This is a genomic window from Paracoccus sp. Ld10, from assembly GCF_045064235.1.
GTDB lineage: Bacteria > Pseudomonadota > Alphaproteobacteria > Rhodobacterales > Rhodobacteraceae > Paracoccus.
In genome coordinates this window covers 70167-95824 of record NZ_JBISHD010000005.1, presented here as the reverse complement: position 1 = coordinate 95824, position 25658 = coordinate 70167, and the positions used below count along the sequence as shown (strand labels likewise).

Sequence of the window (25658 nt, the reverse complement as noted above, 5' to 3'; positions counted from 1 at the left end):
CCGGCATGAACCGCCGCCCCGGTTTCCGCGCACTGGACAAGGATCTGGGCCGCATCGGCCATGCCGAGGTGGCCCAGATGCATGCGTTCCGCCCCGTCTGGCGGCTGGGGCTGGCGGTGCTGGCGCTGGTCGGCGGGCTGTTGATGGTCATGGCCCTGTCGGGTGCCGCGCCCGGCGTGCTGGCCATCGGCGCGGGGCTGGTGGTCGCGGCCTGGCTGGGCATGGCGATCGGGGCGAACGATGTCGCGAACTCTCTGGGACCGGCGGTCGGGGCGGGGGCCATCGGGCTGCTGTCCGGTCTGTTTCTGGTGGCCGTCGCCGGGGTCGCGGGGGCGATTCTGGCCGGAGGCGCGGTGTCGGATCGGCTGGCGGGGGGCATCGTCGAACTGGCGCCCGTGACCGGTGGCGGGCGTGCGCCGATGATGATGGTGGCCGCGCTGATCGCGGCGGCGGTCTGGATCACGCTGGCGACGGGCATCGGCCTGCCGGTCAGCACGTCGCATTCCATCGTGGGCGGCATTGCGGGCGCCGGCGCTGTCGCGTTGGGCCTGTCGGCGGTCGCGTGGGGGACGCTGGCGATCATCACTTCGGTCTGGGTTGTGACGCCCGTGGTGGCGGGGGGGCTGGCGGGCGGCCTGCTGATATTGCTGCGCTTGAAGGTGGTCGAGGCCGATGACCGCGCCGGGGCGGCCCTGTTGTGGCTGCCGCTGCTGGTCGCGCTGATGACCGCGCTGTTTTCGGCCTATGTCGTGGTCCTGCTGGAGCTGGGTCCCGTCTCGGCCGTCGCGGCGGCGGTCGCCGCAGGTGCCGGGGCGCTGTGGCTGACGCGGCGCAGCGTTCTGCGCGAACTGGTATTGAATCCGCGCAAGGCCGGGATCAAGCAGCTGCTGCGGCCCGCGCTGGTGACGTCGGTGACGATCCTGGGCTTTGCACATGGGGCCAATGACGTGGGCAACATCGCGGGGCCGTTGTCGGTCGTGCTGCGCGGACAGGGGGCGGCGACACCGATCGGTGTGGTGCCGGTGGTTGTGCTGGCCGGCGCCGGTCTGGCCATCGCCGCCGGCACGTTGCTGTTCGGGCGTCGCCTGGTCCACATGGTCGGCAGCGGCATCACCCGGCTGAACGCGGGGCGCGCGTTCTGTGTATCGCTGGCCACCGCGGTGACGGCACTGGGCGCGTCCGCTCTGGGCCTGCCGGTGTCGACCACGCATGTGGCGGTGGGGGGTATCTTTGGCGTGGGCTTTGCACGCGAATGGCTGGACCGCCGCCGCGGCAGCCGGTCCGAGGCGCTGCCCGCGGACGAGACACGCCGCCGCATCCTGGTGCGGCGCAGCCATGTCGTGACCATCATGGCCGCCTGGCTGGTGACGGTGCCGATCACCGCGTCGCTTGGCGCGCTGGCCTGTCTTCTGGTGCTATGGGTGACGGGGGGTTAGACCGTCACCGTCATCGCCTGCTGGGCCCCCACCCCGAAAACGCGCTTGTAGCGGTCGATCTCGGCGGCGGGGCCGGTGGCCTTGGCGGGGTTGTCCGACAGCTTGACGGTCGGGCGGCCATCGGCGGCCACCGCCTTGCAGACCAGGCTGAACGGCGCAAGCCCGTCGCCCGGCACCAAGCCGCGGAAATCGTTCGTCAACAGCGTGCCCCAGCCAAAGCTGACCTTGACGCGACCGTGGAACTGTCGGTGCAGGGCCACGATCCTGTCCATGTCCAGCCCGTCCGAAAAGATGATCAGCTTGGATCGCGGGTCCTCTCCGCGCGACTGCCACCAGCGGATCGCGGTTTCCGCACCCGTGGCCGGATCGCCGCTGTCAATGCGGATGCCGGTCCACCCCGCCAGCCAATCGGGTGCGCCCGCCAGAAAGCCCTCGGTCCCGTAGGTGTCGGGCAGAATGACCCGCAGGTTGCCCTCGTGTTCCTCGTGCCAGTCGGCCAGCACGTCATAGGGCGCCCGGCGCAGGGCCGCATCGCCATCGGCCAGGGCTGCGCGCACCATCGGCAGCTCGTGGGCGTTGGTGCCGATCGCCTCGATGTCGCGGCGCTGCGCGATCAGGCAGTTCGAGGTTCCGGCAAATCGCTCGCCCAACCCTTCGATCATCGCCTGCACCGCCCAGTCCTGCCACAGAAAGCTGTGGCGCCTGCGCGTGCCGAAATCGGCGATGCGCAGGTCGGGCAGGGCGTGCATGGCCTGAATCTTTTCCCACAGCCGCGTCATCGCGCGGGCATACAGCACCTGCAGCTCGAACCGGCCCATGTCCTTGAGGACGGCGCGGGACCGCAGCTCCATCAGGATCGACAGGGCCGGGATCTCCCACAGCATGACCTGGGGCCAGGGGCCCTCGAATGTCAGCTCGTACTGGCCGTCGCGCTTGTCCAGGTGATAGGCGGGCAGGCGCAGACCCTCCAGGAACTCCATGAAGTCCGGACGGAACATCTGCCTTTTGCCATAGAATGTGTTGCCGCGCAGCCAAGTGCTCTCTCCGCGGGTCAGCGACAGGGACCGCACATGGTCCAGTTGCTCGCGCAGTTCGCCCTCGTCGACCAGATCGGCCAGACGCACGTCCTTGCTGCGGTTGATCAGGCTGAAGGTGACGGTCGTGTCGGGGCTGTTGCGGAACACGGACTGGCACATCAACAGCTTGTAGAAATCGGTATCGATCAACGACCGGACGATCGGGTCGATCTTCCATTTGTGATTATAGACCCGCGTGGCGATGTCGGCCATGACGCTGTTTCCTCGACCATTTCGCCCTTGGTGCCTTGATCCGCGCGGGGGCGCAACCCTCAGGCCAGAATGACGCCCGCACGGGTCATGCCGTCGCGTGCCGCATCCAAGCTGCCATCCAGATCGATGGCGCGGCAGGCACCCTCGACCACGCGGGCCTTGAACCCCAGCCGGGCGGCGTCCATCGCGCTCCATGCGACGCAGAAATCATGGGCCAGCCCGACAAAGGTCAGGTCGCGGATGCCCCGGTCCCGCAGATAGCCGGTCAGGCCCGTGGCGGTCGTGCGGTCGTTTTCGAAGAACGCCGAATAGCTGTCGATGCCGGCCCGGAACCCCTTGCGCAGGATCAGATCGGCCCGGTCCACCGCCAGACCGGGGTGAAAATCGGCCCCCGGCGTCCCGATCACGCAATGCGCGGGCCACAGCACCTGCGGGCCATAGGGCATCTGCGTCACCGAAAATGCCGTGGCGCCGGGGTGGTTGTCGGCAAAGCTGCTGTGATCGGCCGGGTGCCAGTCCTGCGTCAGCACCACCGCGTCGTATTCGTACATCATCGCGTTGATCGGCGCCACGACCCCGTCGCCGTCGGCCACGGCCAGCAGCCCACCGGGGCAGAAATCACGCTGCATGTCGATGACGATCAGGGCCTTGGTCATCCGGTCCACCTGTGTTGGGTCGGCGCCACTAGACCGCCGGGCGGTGGCGGTCGTCAAGGGTGGTGGCGGAACAGGTTTTGCCATAACGGAATCGCACGATTATGATGAATGAAAACGGAGGCCACGATGGGTATACAGGATGATCTGCATCACCCCGCCAAATATGACGAGAACGAGGTTCCGACCCGCTCTGCGGCGTTGATCTGGGGTCTGCGGGCCCTGGGGCTGGTGATGGCCGGCATCGTGTGGCTGCTGCTGGGCGGGCAGGAGGGCCTGTCCGAGGATGCGCGCATCGTCGCCGCCGTCGGCACGCTGATGGCGATCTGGTGGATGACCGAGGCGATCCCGCTGTCGGCCACGGCCCTGCTGCCCATCGTGCTGATCCCGGCCCTGACCGAGACGACCGTGGGCCAAGCGACCCAGCCCTATGCGTCATCGATCGTGTTCCTGTTCCTGGGCGGCTTTCTGATCGCCATCGCGATGGAAAAATGGCACCTGCACACGCGCATCGCGCTGCTGACGCTGCGCAAGGTGGGCGTGGCGCCGCGGCGCATCGTGCTGGGCATGATGCTGGCCACCGGTTTTCTGTCGATGTGGGTGTCCAACACCGCAACGACGCTGATGATGCTGCCCATCGGCCTGTCGGTCCTGTCCCTGGTGGTCGAGCGCGGATCGCGTCAGGACGGTGCCGCGGCCGAGGATGCGATGAAGGCCGGCGGCACCATCACCGATGTCGTCAAGGATCCCAACATCAGCGCCTTTGGCGTCTGTCTGGTGCTGTCGATCGCATGGGCCGCGTCGATGGGGGGCTTGGGCACGCTGCTGGGCAGTCCGCCCAATGCCATTGTCGCGGGCTATGCCTCGGACGAGCTGGGCCGCAACATCGGGTTCCTGGAATGGATGGTGCTGGGCACGCCGCTGGCCTTTATCTTCATCTTTATCGCGTGGCTCCTGATGACCCGCGTGCTTTACCGTTTCGACCTGCCCGAGATCCCCGGCGGCAAGCAGATGATCGAGGATCAGGTCCGCGACCTGGGTCCCCTCAGCCAAGGGGAAAAGATGGTTCTGGCGGTGTTTCTGGGTGCTGCGTTCCTGTGGATCGTGCCGGGCCTGCTGACGTCGATCCCCGCGATCGAGGCTGCGGCGCCGTGGCTGGGCAACCTGGACGACACGGCCATCGCCATCGGTGCGGGCCTGGCCATGTTCCTGCTGCCCGGCAAGGGCCGCGACCGGATGGTTCTGGACTGGAAGGATGCCGAGGGCGGCCTGCCATGGGGCGTGCTGCTGCTGTTCGGGGGCGGTCTGTCACTGGCGGCGGCCGTGGCATCGTCCGGGTTGGACAGCTGGTTCGGCCAGCAGGTCACGGGCCTTGGATCATTGCCGACGATCCTGCTGGTCGCCGCCGTGGTCACGATCATCCTGTTCCTGACCGAGATCACCTCGAACACCGCCACCGCCGCGACCTTCATCCCGATCCTGGGCGGTGTCGCCCTGGGCATCGGGGTCGATGCGATGACGCTGCTGATCCCGGCCGCGCTGGCCGCGACCTGTGCGTTCATGCTGCCGGTGGGCACGCCGCCCAACGCCATCGTGTTCGGCACCGGCACCGTGACCATCGGCCAGATGGCGCGGGGCGGTGTGGTCCTGAACATCGTGGGCATCCTGCTGATCACCGGCCTGACCTATCTGCTGGGCGGTCTGGCCCTGGGCCTGACGTTCTAGGCGCTGCGTTCTGATCTTGCGCCAGGGGGCGTGGCCGCGATAAGGCCACGCCCATGCTGCCCACACACCCCATCACCGTTGCCGCACTGTACCATTTCGCCCGTGTTGCCGATCCGGCGGCCCGGCAGGGGCCATTGCTGGACCTGTGCCGCGACCACGGCCTGTGCGGCACGCTGCTTTTGGCGCCCGAGGGGGTGAACGGCACCATCGCGGGTTCGCGCGCGGGCATTCTGGCGGTGCTGGACCACATCCGCGCCTGGCCCGGTTTCGCCACGCTGGACTGGAAGGAAAGCGCCGCCGACGCGCCCCCCTTTGCCCGCATGAAGGTCCGGCTCAAGGCCGAGATCGTGACCATGGGTCAGCCCGACATGGACCCCGCCACGACGACCGGCCATTACGTGGCACCGCGCGACTGGAACGCGCTGATCGCCGCCCCCGACGTGGCCGTGATCGACACGCGCAACGATTACGAGGTCCTGATCGGCACGTTCCGGGGTGCCGTCGACCCCGCCACCAGCAGCTTTCGCGACTTTCCGGCCTGGTGGCAGGACAACGCCCACCGGTTTGAGGGCAAGCGCATCGCGATGTTCTGCACCGGCGGCATCCGCTGCGAGAAATCGACCAACTATCTGATCTCGCAGGGGGTCGATCAGGTCTATCACCTGCAGGGTGGCATCCTGAAATACCTTGAGGAGGTCCAACCGGAGGACAGCGCATGGCAGGGCGAATGCTTTGTCTTTGACCAGCGGGTCAGCCTGACGCACGGGCTGGCGCAGGGGCGGCACGGGCTGTGCCATGCCTGCCGCCGCCCCCTGGCCCCTGAGGACCGCGACCGCCCGGAGTTCGAGGACGGCGTCAGCTGCCACCGCTGCGCTGACGAATATACCGACGCCGACCGCGCCCGGTTCCGCGACCGCCAGCGACAGTTCGACCGCGCGCCTTAAGGGGCGTCAGCCCCGCACGCCGACCCCGCCCGCCGCGATGGCGGCCATGTTCAGGATGTCGCTGACGGTCGAGTTCGTCGAACAGATCTGGATCGGACGCGCCACGCCCGTCAGGATCGGGCCGATCACGGTCGCGCCGGCCATCTCTTGCATCAGCTTGACGGAAATCGACGCCGAATGCCGCGCCGGCACGACCAGCACGTTGGCCGGCGCGGACAGGCGGCTGAACGGATAGCGGGCGGCGGCGTCCATGTTCAGGGCGACGTCCACGGTCATCTCTCCCTCGTATTCGAAATCGACGCCGCGCGCGTCCAGAACGGTCGCGGCCTGTGCCATCTTGGTGGCGCGTTCGCTGACCGGATAGCCAAAGTTCGAAAACGACAGGAACGCCACGCGCGGTTCCAGCCCCAGGTTGCGGGCGACGGCGGCGCCGCGGGTGGCGATGTCGGCCAGATCCTCGGCCTCGGGCCATTCATGGACCAGCGTGTCGCCGATCAGCACGATCCGCCCCCGGTGCAGCACGGCGGTGATGCCCACCGCCCCGTCCTGGGGACGCACGTCAAAGACATGGCCGATCTGCGCCAGAACCGGCGCGTTCTTGCGCGTGGCCCCGGTCACCAACCCGTCGCCATGGCCGTGCGCCAGCATCAGGGCCGCAAAGATGTGGCGGTCGCGGTTGGCCATCTTGGTCGCATCGTCGCGGTCAACGCCCTTGCGCTGCAGCCGATGGTACAGAAAATCGTGATAACTGTCCAAATGCCGGGTGTTTGCGGCGTTCACGACGCTGATCTCGCGAAAGGCGTCGCCCATGCCCAGGGCCTCTAGCTCTGCCTTGACCTCGGCCTCGCGGCCGACGACCAGCGACTGGCCCATGCCGGTGCGCTGCCACGCGACGGCGGCGCGCAGCACGCGCGGATCGTCGCCCTCGGCAAAGATCATCCGGGCCTGTGCCTGGCGCGCGCGGGCGTGGATGCCCTGCAGGATCGCGGCCGTCGGGTCCATCCGGTTCTTCAGCGTCTGGACATAGCCGTCCATGTCGATGATCGGCCGCCGCGCGACGCCCGTATCCATCCCGGCGCGGGCGACCGCGGGCGGGATCACATGGATCAGCCGCGGATCGAACGGCGTCGGGATGATATAGTCGCGCCCGAACTGTAGCTTGCGGCCATAGGCGACGGCGACCTCGTCGGGGACATCCTCGCGCGCCAGTTTCGCCAACGCCTCGGCACAGGCGATCTTCATCTCGTCGTTGATGGCGCGGGCGTGGATGTCCAGCGCGCCCCGGAACAGGTAGGGAAAGCCCAGAACGTTGTTCACCTGATTGGGGTAATCGCTGCGCCCCGTTGCCACGATCGCGTCGGGTCGGACGGCATGGGCGTCCTCCGGCGTGATCTCGGGGTCGGGGTTCGCCATGGCAAAGATCACCGGGTTGTCGGCCATGCCGGCAACCATGTCCTGGGTCACGGCGCCCTTAGCGCTGACGCCCAGAAACACGTCGGCGCCCTTCATGGCCTCTTCCAGCGTTCGCGCAGGGGTTACGACCGCATGGGCCGATTTCCACTGGTTCATGCCCTCGGTCCGGCCCTGCCAGATCACGCCCTTGGTGTCGCACATGATGCAGTTGTCATGCCGCGCGCCCATCGATTTCAGCAGTTCCAGACAGGCGATGCCCGCAGCCCCGGCACCGTTCAGGACGATGCGCACGTCCTCGATCTTTTTGCCCGACAGCTCCAGCGCGTTCAAAAGGCCTGCGGCGCAGATGACGGCGGTGCCGTGCTGGTCGTCGTGAAAGACCGGGATGTCCATCAGCTCCTTCAGACGCTGTTCGATGATGAAACATTCCGGCGCCTTGATGTCCTCCAGGTTGATGCCCCCAAAGGTCGGGCCCATCAGCTTGACGGCGTTGATGAATTCATCGGCGTCCTCGGTGTCCAGTTCCAGATCGATGGCGTTCACGTCGGCGAACCGCTTGAACAGGACCGCCTTGCCCTCCATCACCGGTTTCGATGCCAGCGCGCCCAGGTTGCCCATCCCCAGGATCGCGGTGCCGTTGCTGATCACCGCGACCATGTTGCCCTTGGTCGTGTAATCATAGGCGGTTTCAGGGCGGTCAGCGATCGCCTGCACCGGCACGGCGACGCCCGGCGAATAAGCCAGCGACAAGTCGCGCTGCGTGGTCATGGGGGTCGAGGGCGTGATGTCGTATTTGCCCGGACGGGGCTCCAGGTGATAGGCCAGCGCCTCTTCGGGGGTGATGCGGCTGCGGCTGGTCTTGTCTGTCATGAGATCCCCCAGAAATGGTATGCGCAATGGTTGGCGGGTGGTCCGGGCCGCTGCAACGCGTTCGGCCCGTCACCCTTTGCGGGTCAGATCGTGACCTTGACGAAACTGTCGCGCAGGGCCGCGGACCAGGCGGCGCTCATCTGCGCGAAATCGGGGTCGCCGTCCAGAATGCGGCGCCGGGTGGTCACCGCGCAGGCATCGGTCTCTATCACTGCCAGGTCCAGTGGCATGCCGACCGACAGGTTCGACCGCAGCGTGCTGTCCATCGACAGCAGCACGGCCTTTTGCGCGTCCGACAGGCTGGTGGCGGGGGTCACGACGCGGTCCAGGATCGGCTTGCCGTATTTGTGCTCTCCGATCTGCAGAAAGGGCGTGTCCTCGGTCGCCTCGATGAAGTTGCCTTCGGGATAGATCAGGAACATGCGCATCTCGCCGCCCTTGCGCTGACCCGCGACGATCATGCTGGCGGAGGCCTGCTGTTTCAGCTCGCGGCATTGCTCGGCGATCTCGCGCCGGGTGCGGCACAGGGTGTCGCCGATGATCGTGGCCACACGCAGCATCGTCGGTGCCTTGAGGATAGAGGTCGTGTCGTCCGCCAGATCATCCTCGATCGCCTCCTCCAGGCGGGCGATGGTGGTCTGGGTGACCGACAGCGATCCGGCGGTCATGATCGCGATGATCCGTTCACCGGGCGCCTCAAAGAAGAACATCTTGCGATAGCAAGAGATGTTGTCCAATCCTGCATTCGTGCGCGTGTCCGACAACAGCACAAGCCCGGCATCCAGTTTCAGTCCGACGCAATAGGTCACCGGCTCATCTCTCAGTTCCAATCCGCACGGCAGACTAGGACCGGGGGGCAAGGGCTGCAATCGCTTGTTTGCTGCTTGTGTCATGAAACTTTGGGTCGCCTTGGGGCGCCAAATCGCACATCGTGCAACTTCCATCACCCAAGGACGAACACGATGACCTACTCTCTTGCCCTCAGCCGCCGCGGATTTCTGACGTCGGGGGTGGCCGGACTGACGCTTGTCGCGCTGCACCCGTATTCCGCGCGGGCCGAGGCAGGGCAGGCGCATCTGCGCATCATGGAGACGACGGACCTGCACGCGCATGTCTGGCCCTATGACTATTACGCGGACACGGCGACCGACACCTTGGGCCTGGCGCGGACCGCCTCCCTGGTCGGCGCCGTCCGCGCCGAGGCCACGAACGCGGTGCTGTTCGACAACGGCGATTTCCTGCAGGGCAATCCGATGGGCGATTTTATCGCCTATGAACGCGGGATGGAGGGCGACGTGACCCATCCGGTGATTCAGGGGATGAACGCCCTGGGGTATGACGGCGGCACGTTGGGCAACCACGAATTCAACTATGGGCTGGAGTTTCTGGGCGCCAGCCTGGCGGGGGCGGGCTATCCCGTCGTTTGTGCCAACGTGGTGACCGAGGCCGGCGCCACCCCGGATCAGGACCGGACCCTGGTGCCCCCCTATGCGGTGATCGACCGCGACCTGACCGACGGGGCGGGGGCGGTCCATCCGATCCGCATCGGCATCATCGGGTTCGTGCCGCCGCAGATCATGCAATGGGACCGCGCCCATCTGGAGGGGCAGGTCACCGTCCGCGACATCGTCGAGGCGGCCCAGGCCTGGGTGCCCAAGCTGCGCGCCGAAGGGGTCGATCTGGTCGTGGCGCTGGCCCATTGCGGCATCGGCGGCCAGACGGCCGAACCGGGGATGGAGAACGCGGCCATCCCGCTGGCGGGCATCGACGGCATCGACGTGATCCTGACCGGGCATTCGCATTCGGTCTTTCCCGGTCCCGACTATGAGGACGTGGCGGGCGTGGACGCCGCCGCCGGCACGATCGGCGGCAAGCCCGCGGTGATGGCCGGGTTCTGGGGGTCGCATATGGGTCTGGTCGACCTGCTGCTGGAACGACAGGGCGACGGCTGGACGGTGGTCAGCCACCAGGTCGAGGCGCGCCCGATCTATCAGCGCGACGACGAGGGCACGGTGACCCCGCTGGTCGACAGCGTCCCGGCCATCGAGGAGGCGACGGCCGCCGAACACCAGCAGACGCTGGACTATGTCCGCCGCCCTGTCGGGCAGACCAGCGCGGCGCTCTACAGCTATTTCGCGATGGTGGCCGATGATCCGTCGGTCCAGATCGTGTCGAACGCGCAAAGCTGGTACATCGCCCAGATGCTGGCCGGGACCGAACACGAGGGGTTGCCGATCCTGTCGGCGGCCGCGCCCTTCAAGGCGGGTGGCCGGGGTGGCCCGGACTATTTCACCGACGTGCCGCCGGGCGACATCGCCATCCGCAACGTGGCCGACCTGTATCTGTATCCCAACACCATCCGCGCCGTGCGCGTGACGGGCGCGCAGGTCAAGGACTGGCTGGAGCGCAGCGCCGGGGCGTTCAACCGGATCGAACCGGGGCAGGCGGACCAGATGCTGTTGAACCCCGATTTCCGCAGCTATAATTTCGACGTGATCGACGGGGTCACCTATCGGATCGACCTGTCGCAGCCGTCGCGGTTCGATGCCGATGGGGAACTGGCCGACGCGGACGCGAACCGCATCGTCGATCTGGCCATCGACGGCCAGCCGGTCGATCCGGCGGCGGAATTCATCATCGCCACCAACAACTATCGCGCCACCGGCGGCGGGTCGTTCCCCGGCGCGGACGGCACCACCGTGGTGTTCGAAGGGCCGGACACCAACCGCGACGTGGTCGTGCGCTATATTATCGATCAGGGCACGATCAACCCGTCGGCGGACGGCAACTGGTCGTTCACGGCGCTGGACGGGACGACGGTGCTGTTCGACACCGGGCCGGGTGCCGCGACCTATCTGCAGGACGTGACCGCCCTGACCATCGAACCCGCAGGCGATGCGCCCGACGGCTTTGCCCGCTATCGCATCACGCTGTGACGGCAGGGGACCGGGGGGCGCCCCCGGTCCCTACTGGGCCATCTCTTCGACCCGGACGCTGACATCCATATCCTCTGACCCTGTGCCAAGGGCGACACCCCGGATGGGGGCGGCGTCCGCGGCGTCCAGACCCGACCCAAGCCGGACATAGCGTTCGTCCGGGCAGCAATGGTTGGCGGCGTCGAAACCGATCCAGCCCAACCCCTCGACATGGATCTCGGCCCAGGCATGGGCTGCGTCATGGGCCTGACCATCGATGGTCGAATGCAGATAGCCCGACACATAGCGTGCAGGCAGGCCGCGCAGGCGGGCGATGGCGGTCAGGGCATGGGTATGGTCCTGACAGACACCCTCTCCCAGGGCCAGGGCCTGGGACGCGGTGGTGCCCGTGTGGGTCACGCCGGGGCGGAACGCGATACGGTCTGTCACGGCCGACGACAGTTGATGTGCCAGATCCAGCGGGTCGGTGCCGATGACCGACTGTGCCAGTTCGCGCAATGCCGCGTCGGGCAGGGTCGCGGGGCTGTCGCGCAGATAGCTCAGCGGGTGGATCATCTCGCGGTGACCGCGCAGAACGCCCGCCATGTCGCGGGTGTCGATGCGGCCGGTGATGCGGACGGTGACATGATCGACCGGACCGCGCACGGTCCAACCCTCGATCCAGTCGCCGGCGCCGTCGTGGAACCCCGGGCCCTTGACGCCGCCCGACACGTCGATCTGCCATTCATGCGTCTTTTGCCCTTCAAAGACCGAGGGCGTCAGGCGCAGGCTCTGCACCAGGTTCCGGATCGGCTGGCCATAACGATAGACCGTCTCGTGCGAGATTTTCAGACGCATCGTTCACACCCCTCCAAGCAGGTAATCCTGGTGGACCAGGCTGGAAATTTCGGACAGCTCCTGAATGAACCAGCTGAGGAATTCGTGCAGTCCCTCGTCAAAGATCATCTCGATGTCGCGGGCCTGCAGGGCGGTCAGCACCTCGCGCGCCTTGTCGCGGGCGCTGGTCGGCACCCCGTCGCCATAGCGGCGCGCCAGACCCTCAAGGTGCCAAACGGTCTCATACAGCGACGTGATCAGCGCACGGGGGCTTTCGCCGTTCAGGATCAGGAAATCGGCCACCTGACCGGCGGTGATGTCGCCGCCATAGGCCCAGTGATAGGCCCGGTGCGCCGACAGTGCGCGCAGGATCACCTGCCACTGATAGGTGTCCAGACCCGATCCCACGAATTCGATCCGCGGCAGCAGGACGAAATATTTGACGTCCAGCAGGCGCGCGGTCGCGTCGGCGCGTTCCAACCCGTATCCCAGGTTCATGAAATGCCAACCGTCGTTCCTGAGTTGCGTCGCGTTGATCGCGCCACGCACGGTCGAGGTGTGGCCGGTGGTGAAATCGGTCAGCCCGGCCGTGTCCAGTTTCGACCGGGGCTGGCGTTCGATCCGGCGCAGCTCCTGAAAGGCCACGTTCAGCGCGTCCCAGACCTGGCTGGTCAGCGCGGTACGCACGATCCGCCCCGCCTCGCGCGCCTTTTCCAGGCAGCTGGCCACCGATGACGGGTTGGCCCGGTCGAAGAAAATGAACTCTTCGATGTTCTCCTGGGTGATCTCTCCGTATTTCTGCGCGAACAGGTCCGAACTGCCCGATGCCTGCAGCAGCGAATTCCATTCGTTCTGGTACCCGGTCTCGGTGTTGGGCAGCAGCGTGATGCGTTGTCCCACGTCCAGCAGGCGCGCGGCGGTTTCGGCGCGTTCCAGATGGCGGCCCATCCAGAACAGATTCGAGGCGGTACGGCTGAGCATCGTGTTACGTCCCCTCATTCCGACAACACCCAGGTGTCCTTGACACCCCCGCCCTGCGACGAATTCACCACCAACGACCCCTCGCGCAGCGCCACACGGGTCAGCCCGCCCGGCACCAGTTCGATCCTGTCGCCGCACAGGCAATAGGGACGCAGGTCCACGTGCCGGGGCGCGATGCCTTCGTCGACAAAGGTCGGACAGGTCGACAGCGCCAGCGTGGGCTGAGCGATATAGTTCGACGGGTTGGCCTTGATCTTGGCGCGGAATGTCTCGATCTCTTCCTTGGTGGATTTGGGTCCGACCAGCATGCCGTACCCGCCCGATCCGTGGACCTCCTTGACGACCAGTTCGGGCAGATGCTCCATCACGTATCGATAATCGTCATCCTTCCACAGCGTCCAGGTCTGGACGTTGTTCAGGATCGGCTCCTCTCCCAGATAGAAACGGATCATCTCGGGAACAAAGGTATAGATGGCCTTGTCGTCGGCCACGCCCGCGCCCGGTGCCGAACAGATCGACACGCCACCCGACCGGTACACGTCCATCAGCCCCGGAATGCCCAGCATCGAATCGGGACGGAAACACAACGGGTCCAGATAGGGGTCGTCGATCCGGCGATAGATGACGTCCACGCGCTTTGGCCCGGTGGTCGTGCGCATGTAGCAGAATTCGCCATCGACGAACAAATCCTGCCCCTCGACCAGTTCCACGCCCATCAGGTTGGCCAGAAAGCTGTGCTCGTAATAGGCGCTGTTGTAATGGCCCGGCGTCAGGATCACGCAGGTCGGGCGGTCGTTGCATTTCGCGGGCGCCACCGATTCCAACGTGCGGCGAAGCAGGTCGGGATACTGGTCCACGGGTTCGATCCGGTTGCCGCGGAACAGGGCCGGGAACATCCGCATCATGATTTCGCGGTTTTCCAGCATATAGCTGACGCCCGACGGCGTGCGGCAGTTGTCCTCCAGGACATAGAACTCGTCCTTGGCGGTGCGGACCAGGTCGATGCCGATAATGTGGGAATACACGCCGCGCGGCGGCACAAAACCCACGACCGCTTTTTCATAGGCTTCGTTCTGATAGACCAGACGGGCCGGGATCCGTCCCGCCCTGACGATCTCTCCACGGCCATAGACGTCGCGCAGAAACGCGTTCAGCGCACGAGCGCGCTGTTTGATGCCGCGTTCCAGCTTGCGCCATTCGGCCTGTTCGAACACGCGGGGCATCATGTCAAAGGGGATCAGGCGGTCGGGATCGCCGCCCTCTCCATAGACGGCAAAGGTGATGCCGATGCGACGGAACAGCGCCTCGGCCTCGGCCTGCTTCATCTGGCGGAAATCGTCGGGCATGGTCTCGACCCACTGCCGCAGGCGGGCATACGGGTCTCGGACGGTCTCGCCCTCGAACATCTCGTTATAGTAACTCATCACTCCCCCACTGACTGACGCATTGTTTTCCGGGTCTTTGGTTGGATCGATGATCCGCGCCCGATTCTGGTAAGTCCACAGCAGAACCGCCGGATTTGCCCAATGGTTCCGCAGCTTGGCACAGCCCCGGGGGCATCGCTGTGTGCCCCGGGGGCAGCCTGCCGCTTTGGCAGGCAGATCAGCACAGCTCGACCGCGACCGCGGTGCCCTCGCCGCCGCCGATGCAGATCGCGGCCACCCCCCGGCGCAACCCACGCGCCTGCAGCGCGTGGATCAGCGTGACGATGATCCGCGCCCCCGACGCGCCGATCGGATGGCCCAGGGCACAGGCCCCGCCATGCACGTTCACGCGGTCATGCGACAGACCCATCCGCGCCATGAAGGCCATGGGGACGACGGCGAACGCCTCGTTCACCTCCCACAGATCGACGCTGTCCTTGTCCCAACCGATCCGCGCCAACAGCGTTTCGGCGGCGGGCACCGGGGCAGTGGGAAAGTGGCCGGGGGCCTGGGCGTGGCTGGCATGGCCAACGATGCGTGCAATGGCCCGGTGCGCCTGTGCCTGTCCGTGACCGCCCAGCACCAGCGCCGCCGCCCCGTCAGAAATGGACGAACTGTTCGCCGCCGTCACCGTCCCCCCGTCGCGAAACGCGGGCTTGAGCAGCGGGATCCTGTCGGGGCGTGCAAGGCCCGGCTGTTCGTCGGTATCGACGATGGTGACCTTGCCGCGGGCGGGCACGGTGACGGGCGCGATTTCCGTCGCAAAGGCGCCACTGGCGATGGCGTCCTGTGCACGCATCAGGCTGGTCAGCGCATAGTCATCCTGTGCCTGACGGGTAAACGCGAATTCAGACGCGCAATCCTCCGCGAACGTGCCCATCAGGCGGCCCTTGTCATAGGCGTCCTCCAGCCCGTCCAGAAACATGTGATCCAGCGCCTGCGCATGGCCCAACCGTGCGCCCGCCCGCATCTTTGGCAGCAGATAGGGCGCGTTCGACATGCTCTCCATGCCGCCTGCCACGACGACCCCTGCGCTGCCGGCGCGGATGGCGTCGGATGCCATCATGACCGCCTGCATCCCCGATCCGCACATCTTGTTCAGCGTGGTCGCAGGCACCTCCTGGCCCAGGCCACCGGCAAACCCCGCCTGTCGCGCCGGGGCCTGTCCCTGTCCCGCAGGCAGCACGCAGCCCATGTACAGCGCGTCGACCGCAGGCCCGCCCGCGCGAACCAGCGCCGCGGCGATGGCCGCCCCGCCCAGATCGGCCGCAGCCACCCCCGACAGCGCCCCCATCAACCCGCCCATCGGCGTGCGCGCCGCACCCAGCACATAGATGTCCTGAATTGTCATGATCTTCCCCCCCGTCTCTCCTTGCGCTTACCGGATCGTAACCTTTGGGGGCTAGTCAAGGATGCAGATGCGCAAGGAAGGCCCGGAATCATGCAGTTCATCGTCGAAGACGCCGAATCCCATCTGAACATCACGGTGACGGAAACCCGGATCGACGCTGCAATTGCGACCCTATTCAAGGATAAGCTACGCGAGATCGTGGTCAAGAACCGCAAGCCGGTGCACATGGATATGGCGGCGGTGGACTTCATGGACAGCTCTGGGCTGGGGGCGATGATCGCCGTCCGCAAGAGCCTGCCCGCGAACCTGGCGCTGGTGCTGTTCGCGCTGACGCCCAATGTCGAACGCGTGTTCCGCCTGACGCGGATGGACAGCGTGTTCGACATTCAGCCCCTCACCGCTCAGAAGGAGCATCGAGAATGACACCCAGTGAACGCCGCGATCCGGGCATCGGTAACCGCCCATCTGCCCTGACGCAGCCGATGTTCCACCGCGTTCTGAACGCCCATCCGATGGTCGTCCGCGACACCCTGCACGACGTCCGTCAGCGCTTCAGCGCCGAGGTGGGCGACGACACCCTGGGCCGGCTGGAGCTGGTTCTGGCCGAGGTGATGAACAACGTCGCCGAACACGCCCCGCTCAGCCACACGGAACAGGCGCGGCTGCCGGTGATACATCTGTGCATCGTGCGCCACAGCTCTGGCCTGGCCTGTGCCTTGACCGATGACGGGGTGTCTTTGCCCGATGACTGCCTGCTGCCGCGCGGACTGCCACCAATGATCGCCGACGATCTGCCCGAAGGCGGGTTCGGCTGGTTCCTGATCCAGGATCTGACGCAGGCCCTGTGTTATTACCGGGAGGAAAGCCGCAATTACCTGGCCTTCAGCATCCCGTTCACCCAGCTCGAGGTCGAGGCCTAGTTGACGGGGCCCGCCAGGAAATAGCGTCCGTCCTGAAAGGCGCTGAACAGGTCGCCGACCTCTGGATGATCCAGGGGTTCGCCAGACACGTCCAGTTCCAGGTTCTGTTCGGACACATATGCGACGTAATAGGTCGCCTCTGTCTCCGCAAACAGGTGATAGAACGGCTGATCACGGTCGGGACGCGAATCCTCTGGGATCGATTCGTACCATTCCTCGGTGTTGGCGAATTCGGGATCAACATCAAAGATCACGCCCCGGAACGGCCGCGAACGGTGCCGGACAACCTGTCCCAGACTGTATTTCGCGTGGCGGCTTTGGGCCTGCATCCGGGCGTGTTCCATCGTTCATGTGCGGGGTCGGCAAAAGTCAGCGCGCCTTCTAGCGCGCCGCAGCCCGCCTGTCCACCAGATCGCGGTCAGGGCGCGACATCTTGCGCCGTCAACGGCACGGTCGCCATCGACATCTTGGCCGACCCCTCGCTGATTTCGTTGGCGTGGGCCAGATAGACCAGCACGCGGTTGTCGGCATCATAGATGCGCTGAACCCTCAGTGACTTGAACACCAGCGAGCGTCCCTCGCTGAACACGTTCTCTCCCTCGCCGGGGGTCAGGGCGCTGACATCGATGGGACCGGTGCGGGTGCACTGGATCGCGCTGTTGGACGGATCCTCGAACCAGTTGCCTTGGCTCAGGCGGTCCAGCACCGACCGGCTGAAATAGGCCAGATGGCAGGTGACGCCCGATACCTCGGGGTCCTGGATCGCCTCGATGACGACATCGTTGCCGACCCAGTCGACGCCGACGCGGCCGACCTCCTCGGCCTGCAGGGACAAGGGGGCGGCAAACAGGGCAAAGGTCAGGGCAAGGCGCATGGTCTACTCCGGCAACAGGGGCTGGCGGCCCGATTCGGTTACAAGGTGCACGGCACCCGGTTCGATGACGGCGGCGGACAGCGGTCGGCCATAGGCGGCGCCCCCGTCCAGGTTCAGACGGTTCGCGTACAGGGCGGGGGCGTCCAGCGCCGTGTGGCCGTGCACGACCAGCGGTCCGAAATCGGCATCACTGTCCAGAAACCCCTGTCGGATCCAGACAAGATCGCTCTCGGCTTGGTTCTGAAGGTCGATGCCGGGGCGGATGCCCGCATGCACCACCAGCGCGAGGGGGTGCAGGTACCACAACGGCAACGTTGCCAGGAACCGGGCATGGTCCGCAGGCACCGCGGCCCGTGCATCGCGCAGCAGCGCGTCGCGCGGCTGGTCCGGGTCCACGCCATAGGAGCGCAGCGTCGCCGCCGCGCCCAGGCCCGGGTGATCCACCCAATGCCGTCCCGCCGACATGCCCGGATCGGTCCAGTCCGGGCGATCCAGAAAGGCGGGCAGAAACCGGTCGTGGTTGCCACGGGTGACGATCCAGGGCCGCCCCGCCTGCTGGCCGCGCAGCAGGTATTCCACCACGCCGCGCGAATCAGGGCCGCGGTCGATCAGATCGCCCACATGGGCGATGATCGCATCCTGCCCGCCGTCATCGAAAATCCGCTGATGCGCGGCCTTCAGCAGGTCCAGCTGTCCATGAATGTCGCCGATCGCATAAAGTCGCATCTGTCACCTGGCCGTGGCATGCGGCAGGGATGGGCCGCACGACCTTGGGTAAGGGCGTGCGGCGCCGAGGTCAAACCTCGAACTGCAACCGGCGGGCCTGCAGGAACTTGCCGGTGGTCTGCAGCGTGGCCAGGGCCTGGTCGCTGATCGCCTCGTCCAGGTACAGGATCGCGATGGCGTCCTTGCCATTCGCGGCCCGGCCAAGCGTAAAGTTCGCGATGTTCACGCCCAGATCGCCAAGCGTCATGCCCAACGCACCGATCACGCCGGGCACGTCCGCGTTGCGGGTGTACAGCATGTGCTGGCCGACCTCGGCATCGACATTGATCCCGCGGATCTGGATAAAGCGCGGCTTGCCGTCGCTGAAGACCGTGCCGGCGATGGACCGTTCGCGTGTCTCGGTCACGCAGGTGACCTTGACGTAACCCTCATAGGCGCCTGCCTTGTCCTGTTTGGTGGTCGACACCTGAACGCCGCGATCCTTGGCCATGACCGGGGCCGAAACCATGTTCACGTCCGGGTTGCTGGCCTTCATCACGCCTGCGATGACGGCTGCGTTCAGCGCGTTCAGGTTCATTTCCGACACGACGCCGTCATACAGCACATTGATCGCCTTGATCGGCTCGTCGGTCATCTGGCCGACGAACGCGCCCAGATGGGCCGCCAGCTTGATCCACGGACCCATCACTGCCGCCTCTTCTGCGGTGACCGAGGGCATGTTCAACGCGTTCTGAACCGCGCCGGTCAGCAGATAATCGGACATTTGCTCTGCCACCTGCAGCGCGACGTTTTCCTGTGCTTCGGTCGTGGCGGCACCCAGATGCGGGGTCACGACGACGTTGGGCAGGTTGAACAGCGGGCTGTCGGTGGCAGGTTCGACCGCGAACACGTCAAAGGCGGCACCGGCAACGCGGCCTTCTTTCAGGGCCTCGGCCAGGGCTTCTTCGTCGACCAGACCGCCACGGGCGCAGTTGATGATCCGCACGCCGGGCTTCAGTTTCGTAATCGCCTCGCGCGACAGGATGTTGCGGGTCTTGTCGGTCAGCGGCACATGGAAGGTGATGAAATCGGCGCGGCCCAGCAGGTCGTCCAGTTCCACCTTGGTGACGCCCAGTTCGCGGGCGCGATCTTCCGACAGGAACGGGTCATAGGCCAGTACCTTCATGTGCAGACCCAGGGCGCGGTCGATCACGATGCCGCCGATATTGCCCGCGCCGATGACGCCAAGCGTCTTGTTGTACAGTTCAACCCCCATGAAGCGGTTCTTTTCCCACTTGCCGGCATGGGTCGACACGCTGGCTTCGGGCAACTGGCGGGCAACGGCGAACATCATCGCGATGGCGTGTTCGGCGGTGGTGACGCTGTTGCCAAAGGGCGTGTTCATGACGATCACGCCTTTCTTGCTGGCGGCGGGGATATCGACATTGTCGACCCCGATCCCGGCACGGCCGATGACCTTCAGGTTGGTGGCGGCTGCCAGCAGTTTCTCGGTCACCTTGGTGGCCGACCGGATGGCCAGCCCGTCATATTGGCCGATCACCTCGGCCAGCTTGTCTTTATCCTTGCCCAGATCGGGCAGGTAATCGACCTCGACGCCGCGATCGCGAAAGATCTGGACAGCGGTTTCGGACAGTTTGTCAGAGACGAGAACCTTGGGCATGTCGTTCATCCTTGTCATGGTGTCCGGGCATGGCCTCGCCGACACCGTGTTTCTGGTTCAGGGAAATAATCCTGGGGGTCCGGGGGCAGACCGCCCCCGGAAATCGCGGGACGCGGACTTACTGCGCGGCCAGCTCGGCGCGATACGCCCACTCGATCCACGGCATCAGCGCCGCGACATCGGCGGTCTGCACGGTTGATCCGCACCAGATCCGCAGGCCCGCAGGCGCGTCGCGATAGGCGCCGGCATCCAGTGCAACGCCTTCTTTTTCCAACCGTTTTGCGACGGCCTTGGCAAAGGTCGCACCGTCCTTGATCGCCGGGTCGGTAAACTTCAGACAGACCGATGTGGTCGAACCCGTCGCCGGATCTTCGGCCAGATCCGCGATCCAGTCCTTGTCCGCGATGAAATCGCGCACGGCACCCGCGTTGGCATCGGCGCGCGCGATCATCGCCGGCAGGCCGCCAAGCGATTGCGCCCATTTCAGCGCGACCAGGTAATCTTCGACCGCCAGCATGGAGGGCGTGTTGATCGTTTCGCCCTTGAAGATGCCTTCGCTCAGTTTTCCGCCCTTGGTCATGCGGAAAATCTTGGGCAGCGGCCATGCGGGGGTATATGTTTCCAGCCGCTCGACGGCACGGGGCGACAGGATCAGGACGCCATGCGCGCCCTCACCGCCCAGAACCTTTTGCCAGCTGAACGTCACGACATCCAGCTTGTCCCACGGCAGGTCCATCGCAAACGCGGCGCTGGTCGCGTCGCAGATGGTCAGGCCCGCACGGTCGGCGGGGATCGCGTCGCCATTGGGCACGCGGACGCCGCTGGTGGTGCCATTCCAGGTGAACACGACATCCTTGTCGAAATCGACCTCGGCCAGATCGACGATCTTGCCGTAATCGGCCGTGCGCACCACGGCGTCCAGCTTCAGCTGTTTGACCGCGTCGGTGACCCAGCCTTCGCCAAAGCTCTCCCAGGCCAGCATTTCCACCGGGCGGGCGCCCAGCAGGGTCCACATCGCCATCTCGACGGCACCGGTGTCCGAACCGGGCACGATGCCGATGCGGTAGCCTTCGGGCACGCCCAGAACCGCACGGGTCAGGTCGATGGCCTCGGCCAGCTTGGACTTGCCGACAGCGGCGCGATGCGAACGGCCCAGAGGGGCGTCCGACAGCATGTCCAGCGAATAATGGGGGATCTTGGCGCAGGGGCCCGAGGAAAAGCGCGGGTTTTCCGGGCGCGCAGCCGGGATCGGATGATTGGTCATCTGGCTAGCCTTCCAGCTAAAAAGCCCTTCGTTGGGGAAGGGTGTCCCACCGCCGGACATACGGATCCCCAGTAAAAACAGCAATAGAGAAAGATGCTTGGTGTGCAGAGAAATGTAGACCTTTGCAGAACGATGCAGGAACACATGTTTCCGATTGGCGCAAATCTGACACACGAAAATCTTGCTTTGTTCGACAAAGGCGGTCTGAAGAATCGGAGAGGTGGCCTCGACCGAACTGGCCCGAAGGACCTCTAAGACAAAGAAAAACCGCTGAGAGAGCTGGCACTCACCTCAACGGCCAATTCGAAAAGTCTTGCATCACTCAACAATACGCAAACGGCCCATCTCTGGCAAGGCAGGTGGCATCATGAGCGCAACTTTGTCTCACAGTGGGCTACCTGCTGGCATCAAGCGTTCCGAATTTATCGAACGCGTCGCACCAGCATTGAAGGCACGGGGGCTGAAAACTTCAGCTATCGTGTATCTATCAAGGGCGTTCGACAAGTGGACGCGCAATCAGGATTACGAGCCGGGCCGCATATGCGGCTTCTGGCACCAAGTCGACGATCTGGCTGAAAAGCTGACTTGTACCGTTCGCACGGTCCATTCGATTGAAAGCGATCTGGAAGATGCACGGCTTGTCTCGCGGCATGCCAAAGCAAACGGAAGACGAGACGGCTTGCGCGAAATGGAGGGCGAGAACGTGCTCCGCAAGTTGTTCGGAATCAATCTAGCTCCAATCATCGAACAGGCATCCGATCTGCTCGCTGAAGCTGAGGCTATTCGGCTGCATAAGGACGCACTGGATATGTGCCGCAGCGAGATACGACATATCAACAAGAACATTCGAAGGCTGAACAGTGCTGATGCGCTCGAACAGGCAAGGAGCATCTTGCCTGATGGCCGTAGCGCCGTCGTCAAAGATCTAGCCGCGCTGGAGGAGATTCGCGACGCGCTATCGGCGGTGGAGCGAGCGTTCAAAATGGAGGCTCGTACGGAAGAATTTTCCGACCAGACCGAAGAAATTGACGCACCTATAATACAAACCAAACAATCTAAATTTGTATACGGGCCGAATGAGGTTTCTGCGACTGTCACGGTTGGTCAAGCAGTTGCTCTTGCCGCTGAACCATTTCGCGAATGCCTAGAAATGTACGGTGACTACTCATGGCGAGGCGTCACGAACGTTGCTTATGAGATCGCGAAATCGATGGGCATCAATGATCGAAGCTGGGCGGCAGCATGCAGCCCTGCAGCTCTGGGGCCACAGAGAGCCGCGATCTGCATCATTCTGATTCATAGAAACCTGTGCTTCTCGCAGGACCCGAGGCACGTGCCCAGAAGCCCCGCAGCTTGCTTGGGCGGCATGATTAACAGGGCCAAAGACGGCACACTCGACCTTGCACGGTTTGTATTCGCGGTTCGAAAACAATGCAGAGACGTGTGATGACGTGGTCCGGTGCGCCGCAGGTCCGACATCATTATTCCCGCTGGGCTGCAAACATAACTATGGCAAGACCACACCCGAACAGCCCCCATATGGCAGGTGAGGGAGGGGTCTTGCAGGCGCCGGAGGCGGCTTCGATCCGATGCGGATCGGCGGCGCAGCCGCTTGGTTGGGTGCAGGGGCGCAGCGCCTTCGCCGACATGTTGCTTGCAACATAATAGTCGGTCAGTATTGCGTTTCTTTTGGCGGGCTTCATTCGACGAAAATCGCAGCGGCGCGGCAAGAGGGGGAGGCAGAATTATCGGAATTACAAGCTGACCTGGGCCGCCGGAGGGAGGAGGCCGCAGAACACCTCATGGAAATTGGGGCCGAGCTTGCCGCGATGTCTGAAGATCGGGATGCCGCGCGGCAGGAGCTGGAGCGCTTTATCGCATTGCGGGAGCGCGTCGGCATCGAACTTGTGGATTTTCGGGGTCGAACCGTGGTTGTGGTGCCGGAAGGCTCGCGCCTGAGACGTTGGCGGGCAGCTGGACTATCTGAGGTCGCGCATTTGAATGGGCGCATGTATCGGCTGTCAGACTGAAAGGTGGATAAAATATATTACGATCTGGGGCAGAGATCAGGTGCTGCCTTCGCTGCTCATTCCGCCATCAGGAGTTCGACAAGCCCATCCAATTGATTTTTGGCCTTTCGCCATTCGCCAGCATGAACGTCGATCAGTTTCCAGAATGCAGGTCCGTGATCGTGATGCTTTAGGTGTGCCAACTCATGGATCAGCACGTAGTCGACGCACTGACGAGGTGCTTTGACCAAATGCGGGTTGATGATGATCTCACCGGATGGAGAGCAGCTTCCCCACTGCCGCGACATTTCCAGCAGCCGGAACGGTGGAGGGGCGTCCACCCAAGGCAAGGTCTTTGCCAGTGCATCGATACGACGGCTTAGGTAGTCCCTCCCCCTCACCCGGTACCAGGCACGGAGACGCCCTCTGATGTCGTCCTGCATACCATTGGCGGTCTCGACCTCCAGCCGATTGCCGCGCAACCGTGCAGACGTGGGTTTCTGGTCGACACATACCACCTTGAGCATATAGCGGCGACCCAAGTAGAGCACTTGTTCGCCAGAGACATACTCACGGGGGCGGACATGGGCGTAGCGTTCCTTGGCTTCACTGACATGACCAACAACCCAACGGGCTCTCTTCTGGACAGCTCGCTTGATACTCTCTTCAGAGAACCCGTGCGGGGCATCGACTGCAACCGATCCATCTGCGTTGACGTGGATGGCGACACGAGACTTGCGGGTATCGTCATAGGAGACCTTATAGGGAATCCGGTCTTCGCCATATGCCAGCACAAACCCTGTCATGATCTATTCGCGCCAGCACGGACAATCCCGACGATTTGGTCGATCAGCGCATTTGCGGCGTCCAGACCACCTAAGAACTTAAAGTAGCGTGGCAGCAATGCTTTGCGTATCTCTGCCTCAATGCTTCCAGGGTTGATCGAATGTGTTTGCACAGCATCGTTTACGGTTGAATCAATGTACATGGCCTCGGCAACCAGCACCTCTTCATCCCGTTCAGCAGCAGACCGCAATTCAAGCAACGCTCCATAGTATGACTGCACACGTGGGTAGCCAGCGAACCGATCAGGTACACCGGGGGTGTTTCGGGAAGCAACCTGCTCGTCAAGGTCTTTGAACATGACGTACTGCTTACCTGGGTGATCGAACATCGCTTCAGCCGCTAGTATCGCTTCTTTCAAGAGTGCCGAAAAAACACGTTGTGCATACGGATCATCTACCAGCTCTTGTTCGATGGTCTTTCTGATGCGGGTCTTGATGACATCTGCTTCGGTGCGGGGTTTTTCTTCAGACCAATCTTCAGGGTCTTCAGCCTGGCCAAGTGTATCCACGCGAATGTAACCCTCAGGGTCAACCACCTCTTGGCCGATCACCTGCTTATCGACCATCCGCCTGATCTGATCTTCGTATTCGGAGAAATCCACTGTTTCCTGTGCGTCGCGCTTGGCCTGAACTCGCAGCTCAGTAAAGAAGCGGAGATCACGTTTATAGCGTTGGATCGTCTTTTCATCGAACGCTCCGTCCTCGAAAAAGGTCCGCGACGACAATGCCAATTTGAGGCACATGCCGAACTCGGTCAGAGCATCATAGAAATCCTCTCGGACCCTCTGGTTTGAATCGATGCTAAGGCCGCCCTCATCATCGTCAGCCTTTGGCACAAGGACGCGCCTGAACTGTTCGATATCCTGTTTGTTCTGCACAGCCGAGAAGATCACCCAAAGCGCATCATGGAGCGCGGGGAGACGTTTGTATTCAACAGACACGTTCGTGATCGCGCCAGCCAAATCTTCGATTTCGTATCCGGCCTGTGTCTGTGATGCGAGGTCAGCGTAGTCTTGAATGGACGTGTCGAGTTCCGCCAAGATACCACGGTAGTCGATCAAATAGCCAAACTGTTTGGCTTCATGAAGGCGATTCACCCGCGCGATGGCCTGTAGTAAATTATGACCCTTGAGGTTCTTGTCGATGTAGAGGACGGCATTGCGCGGTTCGTCAAAGCCCGTCAGCAGCTTGTCCACGACGATCAGGATATCAGGCGCGCCATCTGTTCCGAACCTTTCAATGACGTCGGCCTCATAGGCTCCAGCATCGTTGCCAACGTTCATCTTCCACCAGGTCTGCACCTCTGGTGTCTTCGCATCATCGGTGTCGTCATGACCCTCACGTGTATCCGGGGCCGAGATCACTACTGCGCTCGTCACCATACCAGTCTCGTCCAGAGCTTTCTTGTACCGGATTGCGGACAGTTTGCTGTCCGTCGCCAACTGGGCCTTCAATCCAAGCCCTAACTTGGCAAAATTCTCCCTGAAATGTATCGCAATGTCGTAGGTTCAGGACTCGTTCT

The 25658-nt window shown here is 64.0% G+C and carries 23 protein-coding genes; 8 read left to right on the top strand and 15 right to left on the bottom strand.

Annotated features, from left to right (window positions below; genetic code table 11):
- The first annotated feature begins 5 nt into the window (after positions 1–5).
- Positions 6–1436: an inorganic phosphate transporter gene (locus tag ACJJVR_RS02765; protein WP_405402046.1), complete on the top strand. Its 1431-nt coding sequence runs from the start codon at positions 6–8 to the stop codon at positions 1434–1436.
- Here the strand turns inward: ACJJVR_RS02765 and pncB are convergent.
- The gene (gene pncB, locus ACJJVR_RS02760; protein ID WP_405402045.1) at positions 1433–2725 is read right to left on the bottom strand and encodes a nicotinate phosphoribosyltransferase; all 1293 of its coding nucleotides are present in this window, start codon (positions 2723–2725) and stop codon (positions 1433–1435) included. The two genes, ACJJVR_RS02765 and pncB, sit on opposite strands and share 4 nt — an antisense overlap.
- 59 nt (positions 2726–2784) lie before the next feature.
- Positions 2785–3381: a bifunctional nicotinamidase/pyrazinamidase gene (gene pncA, locus ACJJVR_RS02755; RefSeq protein ID WP_405402043.1), complete on the bottom strand. Its 597-nt coding sequence runs from the start codon at positions 3379–3381 to the stop codon at positions 2785–2787.
- A gap of 126 nt (positions 3382–3507) precedes the next feature.
- Between pncA and ACJJVR_RS02750 the strand changes: the two genes are divergently transcribed.
- Entirely contained in the window at positions 3508–5103 is a 1596-nt protein-coding gene (locus ACJJVR_RS02750; RefSeq protein ID WP_405402041.1) for an SLC13 family permease, read from the top strand.
- A gap of 53 nt (positions 5104–5156) precedes the next feature.
- On the top strand, positions 5157–6047 hold the full coding sequence (locus ACJJVR_RS02745) for a rhodanese-related sulfurtransferase (RefSeq protein ID WP_405402040.1): 891 nt from the start codon (positions 5157–5159) through the stop codon (positions 6045–6047).
- A gap of 6 nt (positions 6048–6053) precedes the next feature.
- On the opposite strand, the gene ACJJVR_RS02740 is transcribed toward ACJJVR_RS02745, so the two are convergent.
- Both ACJJVR_RS02740 and ACJJVR_RS02735 read right to left on the bottom strand, forming a co-directional pair.
- Positions 6054–8330 (bottom strand): NADP-dependent malic enzyme, encoded by a 2277-nt coding sequence (locus tag ACJJVR_RS02740; RefSeq protein ID WP_405402039.1) that lies wholly within the window; start codon positions 8328–8330, stop codon positions 6054–6056.
- Positions 8331–8413: 83 nt separating this feature from the next.
- Positions 8414–9139: a proteasome-type protease gene (locus tag ACJJVR_RS02735; protein ID WP_405402179.1), complete on the bottom strand. Its 726-nt coding sequence runs from the start codon at positions 9137–9139 to the stop codon at positions 8414–8416.
- A 153-nt stretch (positions 9140–9292) separates the two neighbouring features.
- Between ACJJVR_RS02735 and ACJJVR_RS02730 the strand changes: the two genes are divergently transcribed.
- Positions 9293–11266, top strand: a complete 1974-nt coding sequence (locus ACJJVR_RS02730) for a bifunctional 2',3'-cyclic-nucleotide 2'-phosphodiesterase/3'-nucleotidase (protein WP_405402037.1) — start codon at positions 9293–9295, stop codon at positions 11264–11266.
- A gap of 30 nt (positions 11267–11296) precedes the next feature.
- Here the strand turns inward: ACJJVR_RS02730 and ACJJVR_RS02725 are convergent, their stop codons facing one another.
- The 4 genes from ACJJVR_RS02725 to ACJJVR_RS02710 form a co-directional block, all read right to left on the bottom strand.
- Positions 11297–12103: a transglutaminase domain-containing protein gene (locus ACJJVR_RS02725; RefSeq protein WP_405402035.1), complete on the bottom strand. Its 807-nt coding sequence runs from the start codon at positions 12101–12103 to the stop codon at positions 11297–11299.
- A 3-nt stretch (positions 12104–12106) separates the two neighbouring features.
- On the bottom strand, positions 12107–13063 hold the full coding sequence (locus tag ACJJVR_RS02720) for an alpha-E domain-containing protein (RefSeq protein WP_405402034.1): 957 nt from the start codon (positions 13061–13063) through the stop codon (positions 12107–12109).
- Positions 13064–13077: 14 nt separating this feature from the next.
- Positions 13078–14487, bottom strand: a complete 1410-nt coding sequence (locus ACJJVR_RS02715) for a circularly permuted type 2 ATP-grasp protein (RefSeq protein ID WP_405402033.1) — start codon at positions 14485–14487, stop codon at positions 13078–13080.
- Positions 14488–14665: 178 nt separating this feature from the next.
- Positions 14666–15832 (bottom strand): acetyl-CoA C-acyltransferase, encoded by a 1167-nt coding sequence (locus tag ACJJVR_RS02710; protein ID WP_405402178.1) that lies wholly within the window; start codon positions 15830–15832, stop codon positions 14666–14668.
- Positions 15833–15928: 96 nt separating this feature from the next.
- On the opposite strand from ACJJVR_RS02710, the gene ACJJVR_RS02705 reads away from it, so the two are divergent.
- Together ACJJVR_RS02705 and ACJJVR_RS02700 are read left to right on the top strand one after the other, a co-directional pair.
- Positions 15929–16261 (top strand): STAS domain-containing protein, encoded by a 333-nt coding sequence (locus ACJJVR_RS02705; RefSeq protein ID WP_405402031.1) that lies wholly within the window; start codon positions 15929–15931, stop codon positions 16259–16261.
- On the top strand, positions 16258–16758 hold the full coding sequence (locus ACJJVR_RS02700) for an ATP-binding protein (RefSeq protein ID WP_405402030.1): 501 nt from the start codon (positions 16258–16260) through the stop codon (positions 16756–16758). The genes ACJJVR_RS02705 and ACJJVR_RS02700 overlap by 4 nt, the downstream gene beginning before the upstream one ends.
- Here ACJJVR_RS02700 and hspQ read toward each other — a convergent pair.
- From hspQ to ACJJVR_RS02675, 5 genes are all read right to left on the bottom strand, one after another.
- Positions 16755–17102 (bottom strand): heat shock protein HspQ, encoded by a 348-nt coding sequence (gene hspQ / locus ACJJVR_RS02695; protein WP_405402028.1) that lies wholly within the window; start codon positions 17100–17102, stop codon positions 16755–16757. The genes ACJJVR_RS02700 and hspQ overlap by 4 nt on opposite strands.
- Before the next feature lie 74 nt (positions 17103–17176).
- Positions 17177–17632, bottom strand: a complete 456-nt coding sequence (locus ACJJVR_RS02690) for a CreA family protein (protein ID WP_405402027.1) — start codon at positions 17630–17632, stop codon at positions 17177–17179.
- A gap of 3 nt (positions 17633–17635) precedes the next feature.
- Complete coding sequence (locus ACJJVR_RS02685) at positions 17636–18358, bottom strand: metallophosphoesterase (protein WP_405402026.1); 723 nt, start codon at positions 18356–18358, stop codon at positions 17636–17638.
- Positions 18359–18428: 70 nt separating this feature from the next.
- Entirely contained in the window at positions 18429–20018 is a 1590-nt protein-coding gene (gene serA / locus ACJJVR_RS02680) for a phosphoglycerate dehydrogenase (protein ID WP_405402025.1), read from the bottom strand.
- 118 nt (positions 20019–20136) lie between these two features.
- Positions 20137–21282: a phosphoserine transaminase gene (locus ACJJVR_RS02675; protein ID WP_405402023.1), complete on the bottom strand. Its 1146-nt coding sequence runs from the start codon at positions 21280–21282 to the stop codon at positions 20137–20139.
- A gap of 367 nt (positions 21283–21649) precedes the next feature.
- Here ACJJVR_RS02675 and repC point away from each other — a divergent pair, with 367 nt between their 5' ends.
- Together repC and ACJJVR_RS02665 are read left to right on the top strand one after the other, a co-directional pair.
- Positions 21650–22729: a replication initiation protein RepC gene (repC, locus tag ACJJVR_RS02670; protein ID WP_405402021.1), complete on the top strand. Its 1080-nt coding sequence runs from the start codon at positions 21650–21652 to the stop codon at positions 22727–22729.
- 142 nt (positions 22730–22871) lie between these two features.
- Positions 22872–23312, top strand: a complete 441-nt coding sequence (locus ACJJVR_RS02665; RefSeq protein WP_405402019.1) for a hypothetical protein — start codon at positions 22872–22874, stop codon at positions 23310–23312.
- 56 nt (positions 23313–23368) lie between these two features.
- On the opposite strand, the gene ACJJVR_RS02660 is transcribed toward ACJJVR_RS02665, so the two are convergent.
- Positions 23369–24097 (bottom strand): M48 family metallopeptidase, encoded by a 729-nt coding sequence (locus tag ACJJVR_RS02660; RefSeq protein WP_405402018.1) that lies wholly within the window; start codon positions 24095–24097, stop codon positions 23369–23371.
- Entirely contained in the window at positions 24094–25578 is a 1485-nt protein-coding gene (locus ACJJVR_RS02655) for a UvrB domain 3-containing protein (protein WP_405402017.1), read from the bottom strand. Before ACJJVR_RS02655 ends, ACJJVR_RS02660 begins: the two co-directional genes overlap by 4 nt.
- Positions 25579–25658 lie beyond the last annotated feature (80 nt).

Coding starts and splice junctions, on each gene's coding strand:
- hspQ (WP_405402028.1), bottom strand. CDS start 17,102: ATGGAACACGCCCGGATGCAGGCCCAAAGCCGCCACGCGAAATACAGT.
- ACJJVR_RS02660 (WP_405402018.1), bottom strand. CDS start 24,097: ATGACAGGGTTTGTGCTGGCATATGGCGAAGACCGGATTCCCTATAAG.
- ACJJVR_RS02730 (WP_405402037.1), top strand. CDS start 9,293: ATGACCTACTCTCTTGCCCTCAGCCGCCGCGGATTTCTGACGTCGGGG.
- ACJJVR_RS02705 (WP_405402031.1), top strand. CDS start 15,929: ATGCAGTTCATCGTCGAAGACGCCGAATCCCATCTGAACATCACGGTG.
- pncA (WP_405402043.1), bottom strand. CDS start 3,381: ATGACCAAGGCCCTGATCGTCATCGACATGCAGCGTGATTTCTGCCCC.
- ACJJVR_RS02690 (WP_405402027.1), bottom strand. CDS start 17,632: ATGCGCCTTGCCCTGACCTTTGCCCTGTTTGCCGCCCCCTTGTCCCTG.
- ACJJVR_RS02700 (WP_405402030.1), top strand. CDS start 16,258: ATGACACCCAGTGAACGCCGCGATCCGGGCATCGGTAACCGCCCATCT.
- repC (WP_405402021.1), top strand. CDS start 21,650: ATGAGCGCAACTTTGTCTCACAGTGGGCTACCTGCTGGCATCAAGCGT.
- ACJJVR_RS02675 (WP_405402023.1), bottom strand. CDS start 21,282: ATGACCAATCATCCGATCCCGGCTGCGCGCCCGGAAAACCCGCGCTTT.
- ACJJVR_RS02665 (WP_405402019.1), top strand. CDS start 22,872: ATGCGGATCGGCGGCGCAGCCGCTTGGTTGGGTGCAGGGGCGCAGCGC.
- pncB (WP_405402045.1), bottom strand. CDS start 2,725: ATGGCCGACATCGCCACGCGGGTCTATAATCACAAATGGAAGATCGAC.
- ACJJVR_RS02715 (WP_405402033.1), bottom strand. CDS start 14,487: ATGAGTTACTATAACGAGATGTTCGAGGGCGAGACCGTCCGAGACCCG.
- ACJJVR_RS02765 (WP_405402046.1), top strand. CDS start 6: ATGAACCGCCGCCCCGGTTTCCGCGCACTGGACAAGGATCTGGGCCGC.
- ACJJVR_RS02685 (WP_405402026.1), bottom strand. CDS start 18,358: ATGCGACTTTATGCGATCGGCGACATTCATGGACAGCTGGACCTGCTG.
- ACJJVR_RS02750 (WP_405402041.1), top strand. CDS start 3,508: ATGGGTATACAGGATGATCTGCATCACCCCGCCAAATATGACGAGAAC.
- ACJJVR_RS02740 (WP_405402039.1), bottom strand. CDS start 8,330: ATGACAGACAAGACCAGCCGCAGCCGCATCACCCCCGAAGAGGCGCTG.
- ACJJVR_RS02725 (WP_405402035.1), bottom strand. CDS start 12,103: ATGCGTCTGAAAATCTCGCACGAGACGGTCTATCGTTATGGCCAGCCG.
- ACJJVR_RS02745 (WP_405402040.1), top strand. CDS start 5,157: ATGCTGCCCACACACCCCATCACCGTTGCCGCACTGTACCATTTCGCC.
- serA (WP_405402025.1), bottom strand. CDS start 20,018: ATGCCCAAGGTTCTCGTCTCTGACAAACTGTCCGAAACCGCTGTCCAG.
- ACJJVR_RS02720 (WP_405402034.1), bottom strand. CDS start 13,063: ATGCTCAGCCGTACCGCCTCGAATCTGTTCTGGATGGGCCGCCATCTG.